Below are 16,180 nucleotides of genomic sequence, written 5' to 3' on the forward strand. Positions count from 1 at the left end.
GCGGGCGACTTAAGTCGCCCGCTAATAATAAGGTTGAAGATTAAAATTTAGGATTTAAAAACCTATTTTCTCCCATAATCAGCAGGGTTTTCTCCCCAAAATTCCGTTTCCCATTTCAAGATTTTATTAGGGTATTGGTTATTCTTTAACCAAAGTACACCTCTTTCCATGAGCTGAAATAGCTCTTCATTCTTAGCATTCCGCTCTAGATTCGTTTTTACGGCTTTGTTCTTTACCCAACTAATCGCTGTTTTAGAATCTGAATAGATTGGTAAAGTAGAATTATGTTTTTGCAAAAAAGCTAACCCATGAACAATGGCTAAAAACTCACCAATGTTTACCGTTCCTTCTGGAAAAGGGCCCATAGAAAACAATACTCGTTTTGTACCTGTTTCTACGCCTTGATATTCTAATTTGCCTGGATTACCTGCACAGGCAGCATCTACAGAAATGCTTTCAGCAATAGGTTTGCCAACCAATGCCGACGACTTGCCCGACTTACCAGTAGCAGCACTTTGTGTTTTTTGTACAGATTGCCAATAGTTACCTTTGAAGGCATCGTCTGCCTCTTTTCTACTTTCAAAAGATTTATATTGAGCAGTCTCAAAACCTTTTACTTGTTCCTCTGCTTCTGCCCAAGTTTCAAAAACGCCCGTTTTTCGTCCTTTCCAGACTACATAAAATTTTGCTTTCTTTGCCAATGTTAATAGATTCTTTTAATGTCGTCAAAAACAATTATCCAATTCTCGACTTAATTATTTTAATTGAGATAGCTAAGAGAATTACGCCAAACACCTTTCTCAGCACGTTAGCACCTACTTGTCCTAAACGGTTTTCAATCCATTGTGAAGCCCTCAAAACAGTGTAGATAAATACAAGATTCAGTAAAATGCCTACTAGGATATTGATTTCATCAAACTGAGATTTCAAGGAAAGAATAGTAGTCATTGTTCCTGCCCCAGCAATTACTGGAAAAGCTAAGGGCACAATTGAAGCAGCTTTGGCTCCTCCTGTCGATTCCTCTGATTTGAAAATACTTCTACCGAGTGTCATTTCTAGACCAATCAAGAAAATGATTAAAGCCCCAGCAATGGCAAATGAGTTGATATCAACGCCAAAAAGGTTCAGGATTGACTTCCCGACATATAAAAAGCCGACCATAATTCCGCCTGAAACCAAGGTAGCTTGTTCTGCATGAATATCGCCTGTTTTCCTACGAATATCAATAATAACAGGAATCGAGCCTAGAATATCAATGACCGAAAAAAGAATGAGTGAAACCGAAATGATTTCTTTAAAATTTAATGCCATCTATTTTAATATAAAATTTCTTTTAGTTTACTAATTTCAAATGCTTCAATCGCTGGAAAATTAGCAATCCTAAAAGTTGTATTTTTCCAAGTACCGTAGCCATTCCCCAACGTTATCCCTGCTATTTTAGTTCGCTCTTTTATCGCTTTAATTTGCTCTGTTGTCCCTTGTATAGCAATTACAGTATCCGACTGTATATCAATATTTTGCACTAAACAATTTAGACCAAATTTATCATTATCATTGAAGAAATTATACCAATCTTCTGCTTGTTTTTTTATTTTTCTTGAAATCTCAGAAATATTCGAAATATCACTTAAAACTTTATTCAACAAATAAATACTTAGCACATTTGGCGTATAATGAGTTTGATTTTTAGCAAAATTTTCTTGCATAAATAACAGACTATTGTAGTATTTTCTATCATTAATCTGCTCGGCTTTTTGCAGGGCTTTCGGCGAGCAAATCATAATCCCCATACCCGCAGGCAAGCCTAAACATTTCTGAACCGATGCAAACCAAACATCGCCATTGTGCCAGTCTAACTCAATTCCTCCTAAAGATGAAGTAACATCTACCGCAATAATACTCTCTGAAAAAGTCTTTCTAAAAGTGCTCAAATCTCTGATTTGTGTACCGTTTGATGTTTCGTTTTGTGTCATACAAAGCACTTCTACCGCTGCATTCAGCGATAAATTTACCGAGGGTATTTCTTCTACAGCAAATGATATTCTGTCTACATTCTTTACGATTTTACTACTATAATCTGCCCATTTTTCACCAAAAGCACCATTATAAAAATGTGTAGAGCTTTTTAAAGTAAGCGACTGAGCGATTATCTCCCAAGCCTCTGTTGCCGAAGAAACAAAGTAAATGCTATAGTCAGTAGGAATATTCAATTTTTCATGCAAAAGCTGAATCGCACTTTTAGTAATTGCCATGCATTCAGCACTGCGATGATTGATACTCAAAACGCCTTCCTCAAAAGCCTCTTGCATATAGTTTGCTACTTGCGGATATACTTTTGAAGGTCCAGGATAAAAAGTAATCATTGACTTAATGTTAGCCGAAATCGCCCAACTGTTAACGGTGTTAATTTTTGATAGTCGTGATTTTATGATGATGCCTCACGTCTACCCAATCTTATAAAAATGTTTGAATCGCAAAATCATAACCTCGCAAACCAAAACCAATGATGATACCAATTGAATTTTTACTGATATAACTATGGTGGCGAAACTCTTCACGCTTATGAACATTGGAAATATGCACTTCTACCACAGGCGTTTTTACCCCAGCAATGGCATCAGCCAACGCAATTGATGTGTGTGTGAAAGCACCCGCATTCAAGACGATACCATCGTATGAAAAGCCTATTTCGTGAATTTTATCAATCAAAAAACCTTCGTGATTCGACTGGAAATATACTAAATCTACCTTATCTGAGTACTTATCTTTTAATACTTCAAAATATTGCTCAAAAGTTTGATGACCATAAATTTCTGGTTCACGCTTGCCCAATAAATTCAAGTTTGGGCCATTGATAATGATAATTTGTTTCTTTGACATTGTTTTTTAAATGAATGGTTATTCCTACTCTGTAAAGCAATGCTTCGCAAATGGTTTTTAAGTATCTTTGAATTAATTCTGCGGTATTAAAATCAAGATTTTAATTTTTACCGACTTTCTATTCAATAAATCCCAACCGATATTTCTTATGGTATGGCAAAGCTATCTAAAAAATTTCAAAAGCTATCTTACTTTAGAACGTTCTCTTTCTGAAAATTCCATTGAAGCTTACCTGCGTGATGTTCAAAAGTTGTGGGAATATCTTGATATTGCTGGTGAAAATGACATTAACCCGACTACGGTTACCGATACCCACATCTTTAATTTCTTTACTTATCTGGGTGAATTGGGCTTAGAGACTACTTCACAAGCTCGGATGCTATCTGGTCTTAAAGCTTTTTTTAAATATCTTTTATTAGAAGATGTCATCAAAACCGACCCTATGGATTTGATTGCTTCTCCCAAAATCGGACGGAAATTACCTCCTACGCTTTCTTTTCCTGAAATAGAGACGATTTTATCCATCGTTGACCTTTCTACTCCCGAAGGAGCGAGAAATAGAGCCATACTGGAAGTACTTTACAGCTCTGGTCTAAGGGTTTCTGAATTGGTAGAAATGCAATTAACAGAGTGTTTCCTGGATATTGGTTTTATCAGAATTATCGGTAAAGGCAACAAAGTTAGGCTAGTGCCTATTGGTAAAGATGCCATTCATTATCTTCAAATTTACCTAGAAGAAATCCGAAAATATCAGGTTATCAAAGAGGAAGCGGGCAATTATGTTTTCTTGAACCGCCGAGGAAACAAGCTAACAAGGGTAATGATTTTCCTTATTATCAAAGATTTAGTGGCACAAGCTGGTATTCAAAAAAATGTTAGTCCCCATACTTTTAGGCATTCATTTGCTACGCACTTAATTGAGGGCGGAGCCGACCTGCGTGCTGTTCAAGAAATGCTTGGACATGAATCTATTACTACTACGGAGATTTATACCCACCTCGACCGAGAATATTTACAACAAACCATTGTTGATTTTCATCCAAGAAGTAAAAAACATCTTAAAGTTTGATATGATGACGTATACGGCTCAAACTATCGGGATGAATGCCCAAATAAGAAGCCAAATCTTTCACAGCAATCAGCCTGAGGGCATCTGGCTGATTCTCTAATAAATATAAATATCGCTGTTCGGCATTTTTCGAAATCAGTGAATAAGTCCGTTTGCTCTCTCTCACATACAGTTGTTCTGCAATTAATCGATGAAAACGTTCTGCATTCTTTGATTGCTCCATCAACTCCAACACTTTAGGGTAATATAACCTAAAAGCATTTACAGCCGTCACTGCTTGAATTGAAATATTTGAAACTTGTTGGGATAAACAAGAAGCAAATGAACTAACAAAACTTCCTTTAAAGCCTAAATCAACACAAATACTTTTGCCATCGTGCGTATAGGCTTCATATTTCACAGCCCCTTCTATGATAAAATAAGCGTACTTTTCTACCTCTCCCCTCATCGTCAAAAAGGTTTTTTTAGAAAATGTAACTTCTTCAAGGAGTTGTTTATAATACTCCCATTCTTCTGTTGAGAAATTAGCAAGTTTAAAAATCGACTCTTTGACCAGATTAGTTTTATCAAAAGGAAAAGCTACCATACCTATTAATCGTCTTAATGTATTACAAATAAAAAATGCTGAGCTTAGTTTAACAACTATACTCAGCATCTAACAAAGTTAAAACATTTTAGATTTCAAAATAACTATTAGTTCCACATTAGATATGTAACAAGATCGTTATCTCTTTCTACTTCTTCAATAATTTCAAGCGGATAATCGAATTTGATTTCTTTTGAATCCGTTTGTGTAAATGTAATTACGTAGCCAGTAGATTTCAAATTTACAACTACGCCATCTCCATAGTCCGTATGGCGGATACGAGAGCCGATGCCTAAGATTGGGTTTAACATAATGGTTAATATTTTAAATGATTATACATGCTTATTTCTTTATACAACCTTCCAATTATTGTACCATAAATAAGCTTTAGTGGTTGAGGTTGTAAAATTAGTAAACGTAGTTTAATAATCTAAATTATTTGTATAATTATTTTTTTTATTTATATAGTTATATTTTTCCATTATGCTAACAAATTCCCTATCATCAGTCTTCTGGGAAGGGAATATAAATAAAACTAGCAAAATCTCTGTCTAATACGAAAAGGCAACAATACTCATCTGGGTCTTTATAGCTGCTTTGAAATACTTCTACATTCTCCTCAGCAATAATCCCTCTTTGTAGAAATTCTTCTACAAATGAGGCATGATAATTCCATGTATTTTGGTTCATCTCATGAATCCCAATTAACTTCTGTCCTATTTGAACAGGGTTTTGCGAAACGGCAAAAATTGGAAACTTAGAAAATCCCCTCGTTCTGATTTGATAAGATGCTTCCTTTAAAAATTCAGAAACTAATGCAAAATCTGCTGAAATAATGCCCAAATATTTCCCATTTAAATCAGGAGAATTCGGAGCATTGGATATGGCTGTGTAATCTTCTATCATTGTTTTTTATTTTATAGACTCAAGACATTAGATTTTAGACTTAAGATACTAGACCTTAGATTATTGACTTAAGGGTTTGATTGTTAATTTAACATCTTATACCTCTATTTTTATTTAAACTAGAATTCTGTCATCACGTCTTTCTTCTTGTGTCTAAAATCTAGTGTCTAGCTTCTTTTATCTAACATCTCTTCTAAAATCTCGCTGCGGATAGCAAACTTAAATCTTTATAATTTAAACCAAATTTCTTTGCGACAGTCGCATTTGTTAAACTTCCTTTAAAAGAGTAAACCCCTTTCATAAATGCTTTGTTCGCAAAAATGGCTTCTTCAATCCCTCCCGTCTTACCTGTTTTAAGTAAGAATGAAGTAAAAATATTACTCAACGCCTGACTAGCCGTATGAGCCACCCTCGAAGGAATATTAGGCACGCAATAATGAATTACATCATATTTTCTGAATATTGGTTGGTCGTGCGTAGTAATTTCAGACGTTTCAAAACACCCTCCGCTATCAATGCAAACATCAATAATGACAGAATTAGGCTTCATCATCGATACCATCTCTTCTGTGACGATACAAGGCGTAAAACCATCCTCCGCACGTAAAGCACCAATTACCACATCAGCATCACGAATCGCTTGTGTTAAAACATTCGAGTCGATAATACAGGTATAAATATTTTGACCTACCGAGTATTTCAAGCGTTGAAGTTTAAAAATGTCTTTATCAAACACCTTTAAATCTGCCCCTAAGCCTATGGCTATTCTGGCGGCATATTCTGAAACCGTTCCCGCACCCAAAATCACTACTTTAGTTGGTGGAACTCCCGTGATTCCTCCTAGAATAACACCCATGCCATCATTCCCACTACTCAAATACTCAGCCGCAATCAACATCACCGTACTTCCTGCTATTTCAGACATCGCCCTAATAATCGGAATTCCGCCAGCATTGTCTTCGATATATTCATAGCATAGTCCTGTTATTTTTTTTCGGTTTAGCTTCTCGAAGTATTCTTTCGTTAGTTTCGACATATTTAAGGAAGAAACCACCGTAGCACCATGCTGTAAATATTCAATTTCAAGGTCGGTTAATGGCTGAACCTTTACAATAACATCAGCTTTATACAATTCTTCGGTTGAATAAACTACCTGTGCACCAGCCTCAGAGTATTGGCTATCTGTAAATTTTGCACCATTACCTGCCCCAGTTTCAATGACCACTCTATGCCCATTTCTGATTAATAAACCAACGGCATCTGGTGTAAGTGATATCCTATGCTCTTGCATAGACACTTCCCGAGGAAGGCCTATAAACAGGCTTTTTGCATTTTGTTTTGTCCAAACCAACGCCTCTTGTGTCATTAAGCCTGTCTGAGCAAGTACTTCTTTAAATCCTGAAGGTTGAGCCATTTTGATTGCTGAATTTCATTTATCAGAATGAACTAGTCATTCATCAATGATAATCTTAAACTTTTAACAAATTTATCACTCTTTTACCATTTTCATCTACTTCAATATTCACTTTCAAGTGCTTAGATGGCAAGAGGTTTTCTATTCTTGATGGCCATTCAATAAAACAATAATCACCAGAGTATAAATAATCATCCACACCTATGTCCATTGCCTCCTCCTCATTTTTAATTCTATAAAAATCAAAATGGTAAATGTTTTCGCCACGTGTAGTAGCATATTCATTTACCAATGAATAAGTTGGACTCTGTACATGACTATTTACTAGCATACATTCGCAAATGGCTTTTATCAACGTGGTTTTCCCAGCACCCATTTGCCCTTCAAAAAGCCAAATCGGTGTGCTTTTCCCAAAAGCCAAAATAGCTTGTGCTGCTTTGTTAATATCTTTCAGTGACGTATATTCTATTGTTTTGCTGTTGCTTACGTTTTTACTCATTTTTATGGCTTTAAGCTAAGAGTAGCGAGCTTTTATTGATTTTAAGCAAAAAGCTGAATACTCTAAACTTATGGATTTATGTATTAACTGTAATCGCTTGGGATTACAGTTAACAGAATTCTTATTATTAACCTAAAAACTGACTCAAATAGTTTCTTGCTGTTAAGATGGCCGTCTCTACATCTTCGGCAGTCCCTTCATATGCTTTATCTTCTACTTCTATAACAACTGGTCCACGATAGCGAGCATCGTTCAAAGCAGAAAAGAATTTTCCCCAATTAATATCTCCTAGACCCGGTAGTTTTGGTGAATGATATTCCAAAGGATTACCCATAATACCTACTCTATTTAGTTTGTCAGGATATACTTTCGCATCCTTTAAGTGAATATGATGTAGGCGGTCGCGATAATCATATAGTGGACGCGTATAATCCATCATTTGCCACACCAAATGCGAAGGGTCATAGTTTAACCCTAATGTTGACGAAGGAATAATGTCAAACATTTTATCCCAGATAGCTGGTGTCGTAGCTAAGTTTTTACCCCCTGGCCATTCGTCATTAGTAAAAAACATCGGACAGTTTTCAATCCCAATCTTCACCCCTACTTCCTCTGCCAGCTTCACTATATCAATCCAAGTTTCCTTGAATTTATCTAAGTTGTAAGCAATATTTTTAGAAGGGTCTCTACCAATAAAAGTATTCATCACAGGAATATCCAATTTGGCAGTTGCCAAGATGATTTTCTTGATATGGTCTACATAAAAATTGGCTTTATCAATATCTGGATCAAGCGGATTAGGATAATACCCTAATCCAGAAATAAATACACCTTTTTCGGCTGTATAGTTTTTAATATGCGCAATCTGTGCGTCGTCTAGGGTATCTACATCAATGTGCGTAACGCCTGCATATCTGCGGGCATCAGCATTTCCTGCTGGCCAGCACATTACTTCTACACATTTAAAGTTTTTCTCTGAAGCAAAATCTATTACTTGTTCTAAAGTATGATCCGCTAAAATAGCACTCACAAATCCTAACTGATGCATTGTATGATAGTATATTTATTAAATTGGCTTTAGTAATTTTCAAGTAAAATTAGAGAATCCATCGAAGAGTTTATACTATATGGTAAAATTACTTATTATAACATCCCTTTCTTCATCTCTTCTACAGCATGATTTACCGCACGAGCCGTAAGTGCCATAAAAGTAAGCGATGGATTTTGGTTACCCACTGAAGGCATACAGGCACCATCTGTTACAAATACATTTTTACAGGTATGTAATTGATTAAACTTATTCAACAATGATGTTTTGGGGTCTTTTCCCATGCGTACGCCACCCATTTCATGAATATCTAACCCCGGAGCCTGCTTGCTATCCGACATATAAATATTTTTGCATCCTGCCTTTTCTAGCATTTCTGTAGCTTGCTCATGAAAATCTTTAATCATTTTCTCATCGTTTTCAGTATCGTACCCAATCGACGTAATCAATTGTGGAATGCCCCATTCATCTTTCTTTTCGGCACTTAGTCTAAGATGATTTTCTTTTTGAGGTACTGTTTCTCCTTGCATCATAATAAATACTCCCCACTGCCCAGCTTTGGTAACTTTTGCTTTATAATCTTCTCCAAAAGTAGGCTGACTTATATCTTGTTGCCAACCTGCTCGCGAGGCTGAAAATGCTACCATGTATCCACGCTGAAAATCCATCTCTTGCTTTTCAAGGTTTCGGAATGATGGCATAAAAGCAGAAGTAGGTCTTCGACCTAAATAATATTGGTCTTCAAAACCATCGAAAGTAGCTCCACCTGAACCACGATAATTATGGAAAGCCACGTACTTACCCATTAACTCATTATCATTTCCTAAACCGTTTGGAAAACGATTTGAAGTAGAATTCAACAAAATCAAGTTAGTATTTAAAGTAGCGGCATTTACAAAAATGATTTTTGCATAAAATTCCAGTATTTCCTTTGACTGTGAATCTACCACTCTTACACCTTTGGCTTTTCCTTTTTGCTCATCGTAAATGATTGAATGTACCACTGAATACGGGCGAAGCGTTAGGTTTCCTGTTTTTGCAGCCCAAGGGAGCGTGGAAGAATTGGAACTAAAATATCCACCAAAAGGGCAACCACGATAACATAAATGTCGAGCCTGACATTGACCACGCCCTTGTGCCAAATGAATTGGATTGGGCTTAGTAAGATGTGCGCAACGTCCAATAATCACCTGCCTGTTAGCATAATTTTCTTTTACACTTTTCTGAATATGCTTCTCTAAACAATTTAATTCCCAAGCAGGTAGGAATTCACCATCAGGCAAGCTCTTGATGCCATCTTTATTGCCACTAATCCCTACAAATTTCTCCACTTTGCTATACCACGGAGCAATATCTTTATAACGAATAGGCCAATCTACAGCGAAACCATCACGAGCAGGTCCTTCAAATTCATAGTCACTCCAGCGTTGTGTTTGTCTTGCCCATAGCAAAGATTTCCCGCCTACTTGGTAGCCTCTAATCCAGTCAAAAGGTTTTTCTTGGATATACGGATGCTCTTTATCTTTCACAAAGAAATGTTGAGTCGCTTCATCAAAAGCATAGCAACGATCTGCGATAGGGTTTTCGCTGACCATTTCCTGAGTTAGTTTACCATGATGTGGTAAATCCCAAGGGTCAGTCATTGCAGTTGGGTAGTCTTGGATATGTTTTACATCTCGTCCACGTTCCAATACAAGCGTTTTCAACCCTGCCTCACACAATTCCTTTGCAGCATATCCACCGCTGATTCCAGAGCCAATTACGATGGCATCGTACGTTATTTTTTTTGAAGCTATTCCGTTTAGATACATTATAAGCTGGTTGATTTTATACGTCAATTTAGCATAAAAATGATGAAATGCCATAAAAAAAGGGTCGCTGTTGGGCGACCCTTTTTTGTAAAATACAAAAAATTATTTTTTCTTAATTACTTCAGATATGACACGTGTTCCAACATTATATTGATAATTCAATGTAAATGTTTTAGTTGTAGGGTCATATTTATTTACGCCTGTTTGCTCAAAAGGACCAGCCAAAGTAGCAGCAGTTCCTTGAGGAATAATTGTTACAGTGTTATCTTTATTCACTTTCAACCACATGGTATATCCTAAATCTGCAAATTCAGTTTCAGAAGTAGATTTATCAATAGTCTTTAAGGTTTTATCTCTGTCAATATCACGTGGTGATGTAGGGTGAGAAAAATATCCTGTAGAGTGATAAGCACCATCATACTTGTTAGGAGTACCACCAACAAAGATGTTCATAAATCCTAAGTTTGAGCTGATTTTAACACCGCTTGCATCTGCAATACCAACTGGAATTACATATTCTTTAGAGAAATCAAGTGTTTTAGGAAGTTTCACTCGTACTTTTAACGTATCATCTCTTTTACCCGCTTTAATCACTACAGGATTCACAAATGTGTAAGCCGATGTAGGCAAAGCCTCGTAAGGATCATCTCCAGTAGTTGCTCTTTTAGCATTGGTTGATTTTAAGAAATCAGTTGCAGCGGTAGTAACTCCAATTGTTAATGATAAATCTTTATCTAAAGGATTAACAGAGCCTAAATTAACCAAGTATTTTACCTCAACTAATGTATCAATTTTAAATAGTCCTGTTTGTAAAGATCCACCTGCATTTCCAAAAATACTAACGATTGGTTCTGCTCCGACACCATTGATGATGTCTGTATAGCCTTTGTCCTCTAAACAACTGCTTAGCCCGATAATTGAAGCGAAAAGTATCAGACCTGTTTTTATTATTCTTTTCATTTTGTAATTGCTAATGTTATAATTGAGTAAATGTGACCACTTGAGTAATAATTCACTCAAATTTTCAAATTAATTTATTTCTTAGCCCAGAAGATTTTGTTATCAAATTGACTAGTAACATTTTGTGCTGCCACGTTATCTGCATTTGTTGCAATTTCAGAAGTTGGATAGAACAAACGAGCTGGAGCTTTCGCTTGTACAGCTTTAGTAGCCAAAGGTACTTTAGGGAAACCTGTTCTACGGAATTCACTCCATGCTTCAAAACCTGTCAAACTAAACATTGCAACCCATTTCTGAGTAATAATAGCCTCAATCTTATCTGGGGAATTAGCCCAGTTTGCATTTACAATGCTAGACCCATAATACCCCGCCGCATCAGCAGCTGTTAAACCAGCAGCAGTAAAGGCTTCAGTGATACCAGCTTCATAGGTAGCTTTAGCATCGCCAGTCATAAAACCTCTTTGAATAGCTTCTGCTTGTAAAAAGAAACTCTCGGCAGCCGTCATTAAAACCATTGGTTGATCAAACGACTTGATAATAGCAGGGCCAAACCATGAACGTTTAGGGAAAAGATTGGCATCGTTTCCATCTCCAAGTGGCACACCAACATAAATACCAGCATTGTTTTTAGCAGCCAAACGTGGTAAGCGTGGGTCTTTCAACACATCTTGAATAGTAGTGATAAAAAAGTCTGAACAAACATAAGCTTGTTTAGCACCAGCATCACTACCTGCAGCATTTTGCACGTAGTTTTCCCAGAATGGATTAAGCTTACCTGCTGTTTTCAAATAACCAGGCGTTGAATTTACAGTACCACCAGCACCTAGGAAACCAGCACCTTCAGCAACTACTTTTGCAATTTCAGTTTTTAAATCTTTGCCTGTCACATTAGTTTGACGCATTAAAATTCTCAATCTAAGCGTATTAGCAAATTTTCTCCATTTAGTCAAATCACCTTTAAAAACGATGTCTTGGCCAGCAGGGCTTGGGTTATCTCCAGAAATGGCTACTTTCAAATCAGTAGATGCGGCATCTAATAATGTAATTAAACCATTATAAACTGCTTGGGCATCATCATATTTTGGACGAATTGAGGCTGTACCTTTCAAAGCATCGCTGAAAGGAATATTCCCATAAGCATCAACTAATATCTGATAGTTGTATGCCATCATTACTTTAGCAATTCCAGAAACAGCTTTCCATTTCTGAGCATCTGCTTTATCTACAATATACTTGTAGTCAGTTAAGTTATCATAGCAACTGTTCCAAACACCTGTACCATAAGTAGCACCGTAGTCAAATTGACGTTCTTCAATAAACCCTGAATAACTACCCGACGGAGCCCAGTATCCTCCGAAGAAATTACCGATTTGGTTGTGCGTTAATCTACCAGCTGTCGTATTTAATGCATTGGATAATACTAGTTCTGGTGTTGAAGATACCGCCTGATTTGGGTTATCGTTAATATCTAGATAATCACCTGTACAACCTCCTAAAAATAAAAGAGCCGTTGCGGTAAGGATTGAATATATTTTTCTTTTCATCTTGAATTTCTATTTAACGTAAAATATTTATCTGAATGACAAGTATTTAACTTAATATTTTGATTTAGAATCCTAAATTAACCGTAAAACCATAAGTACGAGTTGGAGGTGTCTGTCCTGTGTTATTCAAACCAACTGCATTTGTAGTTGTATTAGCAAATTCAGGGTCTGTGTAAACGTTTTCTTTAGGAAGCAAAGTAATTAAGTTACGACCTACTAAACCAACTGAAGCACTTTTAATAAATTTAGTACTTGCTAAGATGTTCTTTGGTACATCATAAGTTATAGCAATTTCACGAAGTTTCCAGAATGCAGCACTTGTTACGAAGTTTTCACCATAACGACGAAGGTTACTATCCCAAGCTCCTAAACCACCATCTTTTACAGTAACTGTAGTATTAGGTGTATATGAACCATCAGCATTTTGAATTACTGAGTTAGGGAATACAAAACGTTCGCGACCGTAAACTGCAGTAGCCTCGGCAACACCTGTAAACCACATTGTACTTGCTAAACCATGATACACATAGTTTCCGCCACGGTATTCAGCCACAGCATTAAATCCAAATCCTTTATATCTCAAACTTGTTGTTAATCCTAATCTGTATTTAGGGTTAGTCTGACCAATAGTTTTCAAACCAGTAGCAACTGATGGATAACCAGTTTCAGAGTTTACGATAACACGACCTTGTGGATCACGCTTATAAGCAATTGCTTTAATTAATGGATATTGCTCTCCTACTGTTGCAAATACTTGTCCTAAAGAAGCATCACTTGTTAAACCATAATAGTTAGAAAGATTCAATTCGTTAATACCTTGGTATAACTCAAGGACTTTGTTATCTACTTGGCTAAAGTTAATGTTGAAATCCCATTTGAAACCATTTGCCAATTTAATTGGAGTAGTTTTCAAATCTAATTCAAACCCTGTATTTTGCATTGTCCCAGCATTAATCAAAGCTCCGTTATAACCTGTAGCTTGTGAAGTAGAAATAGTAACTGTCTGACCTGTAGTTTTCTGAGTATAGTAAGCTACTTCTAAATTCACTCTATTATTCAAGAACCCAAATTCTCCACCTACTTCATACGAAGTTGTAAATTCAGGTGTTAAGTTCGGATCTGGCAATGTATTACCTACTGAATAACCAGCTAAGCTACCATAAGGGAAGTTACCTGTTCCAAATGTTGTTTGAAGTGCATAAGGACCAACATTGATACCCCCTACTTTAGTAGCAGCTCCTCTAAGTTTAGCAAAACTCAAGAATGTTAATTCTTTCATTGCTGGAATAGCTTCAGTTAATACTAAAGAAACGTCAGCACCTGGATAGAAGAATGAACGGTTTTGTTTGCTTAATAATGAAGACCAGTCGTTACGACCTGATACGTGTAATGAAAGGAAATTATTGTAAGTAATAGACAAATCACCATAAGCACCGAACAAACGGTTTTTAAAGTCACTTTCACCAGCACCTGCTTCACCAATACGGTTACCTACGTTATATAAACCTGGTACAACTAATGAATTGGCACCTGTACTTACGTTTTTGATAGTAGTTTCTTTATTATTGATACCAGCGATAAATACTCCAGAAAATTTACCTATTTTCTTATCAACCGTTAAGAAGAAGTCAGAGCTTAAACGCGTTTCGCTTGAATTATAATCAAAGGCATTTCCATTCAAATCATTTTGAGCTTCTGAGAAATCTGCTACGCTTTTAGCATAAGCACTATATTTGAATTTTTCTTGGTAATATTTACCGTTGTAATCTTTTTTTGTAATACCCACACGACCCAAGAAACTTAACCAAGAAGTAGCTTTATAAGCAAGTTCAACGTTACCTGTTAAGTTAGTATTAACTTCTTTTCTACGGTTTACATCTTTGAAGAAGAAAGGCGAGTAGAAATAAGCATTATAATAGTTATTTGGATTCGCATAGTTTAATGAACCATCTGCATTTTTAAAATCTCTCCAATTTCTATATTGATCAAGAGGTACTTGTCCACCTGTGTTTAAGATATTGTTATAAAAATCTGAAGTAGTGAAATCAATCGTGTTAGTAGTGTAACCAATGTTGAAAGCACCTTTAAACTTACCGTACTCGTGCGAAGCATTTGTACGAATAGTAGTTTGATTTTTCACATCGCCCGGAACAATCGCTTTAGTATTGTTTTGTTGAGCAGAAATAAAGAAAGTACTTGATTTATCTCCCACAGAAAGAGATACTGCACTTTGGGTTGTAACACCTTTATCGTAAGATTTTAATTTTGAATCCTTTTTGTAAGAATAAGGAGTTTTTTGAATTGTTCCATCTTCTAAAGGCATACCTAAGTCAACACTTGTACCTGATTGCATACCACCTGGACTAACAAGTACTGAACCTGAAGTATATTCTGGGCCATAAGATTGGTTTTCAAAAGGGATGTAAGTACGGCTATAAGATTCTGTACCACTACCAAATCTTTCTTGTAACTTAGGCATGAAGCTAATTTCTTCGATGTAAGTAGTATTAGATACTGAAATTTTTGGAGCTCCAGCAGAACCTTTCTTTGTAGTAATAATTAAAGCACCGTTTGATGCATCAGAACCATAAAGAGCAGCAGCGTTAGCACCTTTCAATACAGTTACATCATCAATATCATTTGGGTTTAAGTAATTCAATACATCTGAAGGCGCAACTGTACCATCTACTACAATAAGTGCCTCGTTATTTCCTAATAATGAACGGTTACCACGCAAAACAACACGGTTTGAAGGGTTAACACCATTATTAACAGTATTAATTTGAAGACCTGACACCTTACCTTGTAAAGCACTTGCTACAGATACTGCTTTAGCTTGATTAAGCTCTCCACCTTTCACACTTGTTGTACTATAGCCTAAAGATTCTTTTTGACGAGAAACCCCTAAAGCAGTAATTACTACTTCTTGAAGTTGTGATGTATTTGCCCCTAGTGCAACATTAATAGTGGTTTGTCCACCCACAGCGACTGTTTTAGAGTCGAAACCTACAAAAGAAAAGGTTAGAGATGCTGTATTACTTACACTGATTTTAAAAACACCTTCAGCATTTGTAGTAGTACCTCTTGAAGTCCCTTTGACAGTAATGCTAACTCCTGGTAATGGAGAACCATCTTCTGTTGCTGTCACTTTTCCTGTAATTAACCTATCTTGAGCATAGGTTTGCCCGATTAAAGCCAACAGAAACACGGAGGTAATGAGTAGAAATTTTCTCATTTCTTTGATTAGTTTTGGTTGATTAAAAAATAAATATATTACAAACAAATATGTAATCGATTTCAATTTACCCTAAACATAATTGGGTATTTTTATGATACCTAAAAAAACGAGAAATGCTTGGAACATGGCATATTTTATTACCATTGATCCTTAAAAGAAGCAAAGAGAAATGTTTTTTTAGTTTTGGTTGATGATGTAATAACCTTAATTAGATTAATACAATGT

General features: G+C 36.1%; 15 protein-coding genes. 1 reads left to right on the plus strand and 14 read right to left on the minus strand.

The genetic code is table 11. The features are described 5' to 3' along the window. Positions 1-62: 62 nt before the first annotated feature. The 4 genes from AC07XN_RS17335 to aroQ form a co-directional block, all read right to left on the minus strand. Positions 63-701, minus strand: coding sequence for a ribonuclease H1 domain-containing protein (locus AC07XN_RS17335; protein WP_494743976.1), 639 nt, complete (start codon positions 699-701; stop codon positions 63-65). Between the two features lie 34 nt (positions 702-735). Further along, a complete protein-coding gene (locus AC07XN_RS17340; RefSeq protein WP_309913936.1) occupies positions 736-1,311 on the minus strand; it encodes a MarC family protein in 576 nt (191 codons plus the stop codon). 5 nt (positions 1,312-1,316) lie between these two features. Continuing rightward, positions 1,317-2,363, minus strand: a complete 1,047-nt coding sequence (locus AC07XN_RS17345) for an aminotransferase class V-fold PLP-dependent enzyme (RefSeq protein ID WP_494743977.1) — start codon at positions 2,361-2,363, stop codon at positions 1,317-1,319. A 91-nt stretch (positions 2,364-2,454) separates the two neighbouring features. Then, complete coding sequence (aroQ, locus tag AC07XN_RS17350) at positions 2,455-2,880, minus strand: type II 3-dehydroquinate dehydratase (protein ID WP_309913929.1); 426 nt, start codon at positions 2,878-2,880, stop codon at positions 2,455-2,457. 148 nt (positions 2,881-3,028) lie between these two features. Here aroQ and xerD point away from each other — a divergent pair, with 148 nt between their 5' ends. Beyond that, on the plus strand, positions 3,029-3,949 hold the full coding sequence (gene xerD, locus AC07XN_RS17355) for a site-specific tyrosine recombinase XerD (protein WP_323246116.1): 921 nt from the start codon (positions 3,029-3,031) through the stop codon (positions 3,947-3,949). On the opposite strand, the gene AC07XN_RS17360 is transcribed toward xerD, so the two are convergent. From AC07XN_RS17360 to AC07XN_RS17405, 10 genes are all read right to left on the minus strand, one after another. Then, positions 3,939-4,604, minus strand: coding sequence for a Crp/Fnr family transcriptional regulator (locus tag AC07XN_RS17360; RefSeq protein WP_494743978.1), 666 nt, complete (start codon positions 4,602-4,604; stop codon positions 3,939-3,941). The two genes, xerD and AC07XN_RS17360, sit on opposite strands and share 11 nt — an antisense overlap. 38 nt (positions 4,605-4,642) lie before the next feature. Next, a complete protein-coding gene (locus tag AC07XN_RS17365) occupies positions 4,643-4,846 on the minus strand; it encodes a hypothetical protein (protein WP_309913921.1) in 204 nt (67 codons plus the stop codon). A 193-nt stretch (positions 4,847-5,039) separates the two neighbouring features. After that, complete coding sequence (locus tag AC07XN_RS17370) at positions 5,040-5,441, minus strand: hypothetical protein (RefSeq protein WP_309913919.1); 402 nt, start codon at positions 5,439-5,441, stop codon at positions 5,040-5,042. A 193-nt stretch (positions 5,442-5,634) separates the two neighbouring features. Then, positions 5,635-6,855 carry an alanine dehydrogenase gene (locus AC07XN_RS17375; RefSeq protein WP_309913916.1) on the minus strand — a complete coding sequence of 407 codons (1,221 nt, stop codon included), beginning with the start codon at positions 6,853-6,855 and terminating at the stop codon, positions 5,635-5,637. A gap of 55 nt (positions 6,856-6,910) precedes the next feature. Beyond that, on the minus strand, positions 6,911-7,354 hold the full coding sequence (gene tsaE, locus AC07XN_RS17380; RefSeq protein ID WP_309913913.1) for a tRNA (adenosine(37)-N6)-threonylcarbamoyltransferase complex ATPase subunit type 1 TsaE: 444 nt from the start codon (positions 7,352-7,354) through the stop codon (positions 6,911-6,913). A 127-nt stretch (positions 7,355-7,481) separates the two neighbouring features. Beyond that, positions 7,482-8,402 carry a sugar phosphate isomerase/epimerase family protein gene (locus AC07XN_RS17385; RefSeq protein WP_494743979.1) on the minus strand — a complete coding sequence of 307 codons (921 nt, stop codon included), beginning with the start codon at positions 8,400-8,402 and terminating at the stop codon, positions 7,482-7,484. Between the two features lie 95 nt (positions 8,403-8,497). Then, on the minus strand, positions 8,498-10,213 hold the full coding sequence (locus AC07XN_RS17390) for a GMC oxidoreductase (protein WP_494743982.1): 1,716 nt from the start codon (positions 10,211-10,213) through the stop codon (positions 8,498-8,500). A 102-nt stretch (positions 10,214-10,315) separates the two neighbouring features. After that, on the minus strand, positions 10,316-11,173 hold the full coding sequence (locus AC07XN_RS17395) for a BT_3044 domain-containing protein (RefSeq protein WP_494743980.1): 858 nt from the start codon (positions 11,171-11,173) through the stop codon (positions 10,316-10,318). A gap of 74 nt (positions 11,174-11,247) precedes the next feature. Then, positions 11,248-12,717 (minus strand): SusD/RagB family nutrient-binding outer membrane lipoprotein, encoded by a 1,470-nt coding sequence (locus AC07XN_RS17400; protein WP_494743981.1) that lies wholly within the window; start codon positions 12,715-12,717, stop codon positions 11,248-11,250. A 64-nt stretch (positions 12,718-12,781) separates the two neighbouring features. Beyond that, positions 12,782-15,952: a SusC/RagA family TonB-linked outer membrane protein gene (locus AC07XN_RS17405; protein ID WP_309913897.1), complete on the minus strand. Its 3,171-nt coding sequence runs from the start codon at positions 15,950-15,952 to the stop codon at positions 12,782-12,784. Positions 15,953-16,180: the final 228 nt, after the last annotated feature.

This window comes from Arcicella sp. GW458-12-2-14-TSB2, assembly GCF_059423785.1.

Bases quoted from the DNA above. Each gene is read 5' to 3' on its own strand.
- AC07XN_RS17340 (WP_309913936.1), bottom strand. From the start codon at position 1,311: ATGGCATTAAATTTTAAAGAAATCATTTCGGTTTCACTCATTCTTTTT.
- AC07XN_RS17345 (WP_494743977.1), bottom strand. From the start codon at position 2,363: ATGATTACTTTTTATCCTGGACCTTCAAAAGTATATCCGCAAGTAGCA.
- AC07XN_RS17365 (WP_309913921.1), bottom strand. From the start codon at position 4,846: ATGTTAAACCCAATCTTAGGCATCGGCTCTCGTATCCGCCATACGGAC.
- AC07XN_RS17395 (WP_494743980.1), bottom strand. From the start codon at position 11,173: ATGAAAAGAATAATAAAAACAGGTCTGATACTTTTCGCTTCAATTATC.
- AC07XN_RS17360 (WP_494743978.1), bottom strand. From the start codon at position 4,604: ATGCTGAGTATAGTTGTTAAACTAAGCTCAGCATTTTTTATTTGTAAT.
- AC07XN_RS17390 (WP_494743982.1), bottom strand. From the start codon at position 10,213: ATGTATCTAAACGGAATAGCTTCAAAAAAAATAACGTACGATGCCATC.
- xerD (WP_323246116.1), top strand. From the start codon at position 3,029: ATGGTATGGCAAAGCTATCTAAAAAATTTCAAAAGCTATCTTACTTTA.
- AC07XN_RS17375 (WP_309913916.1), bottom strand. From the start codon at position 6,855: ATGGCTCAACCTTCAGGATTTAAAGAAGTACTTGCTCAGACAGGCTTA.
- AC07XN_RS17400 (WP_494743981.1), bottom strand. From the start codon at position 12,717: ATGAAAAGAAAAATATATTCAATCCTTACCGCAACGGCTCTTTTATTT.
- aroQ (WP_309913929.1), bottom strand. From the start codon at position 2,880: ATGTCAAAGAAACAAATTATCATTATCAATGGCCCAAACTTGAATTTA.
- AC07XN_RS17370 (WP_309913919.1), bottom strand. From the start codon at position 5,441: ATGATAGAAGATTACACAGCCATATCCAATGCTCCGAATTCTCCTGAT.
- AC07XN_RS17385 (WP_494743979.1), bottom strand. From the start codon at position 8,402: ATGCATCAGTTAGGATTTGTGAGTGCTATTTTAGCGGATCATACTTTA.
- AC07XN_RS17405 (WP_309913897.1), bottom strand. From the start codon at position 15,952: ATGAGAAAATTTCTACTCATTACCTCCGTGTTTCTGTTGGCTTTAATC.
- tsaE (WP_309913913.1), bottom strand. From the start codon at position 7,354: ATGAGTAAAAACGTAAGCAACAGCAAAACAATAGAATATACGTCACTG.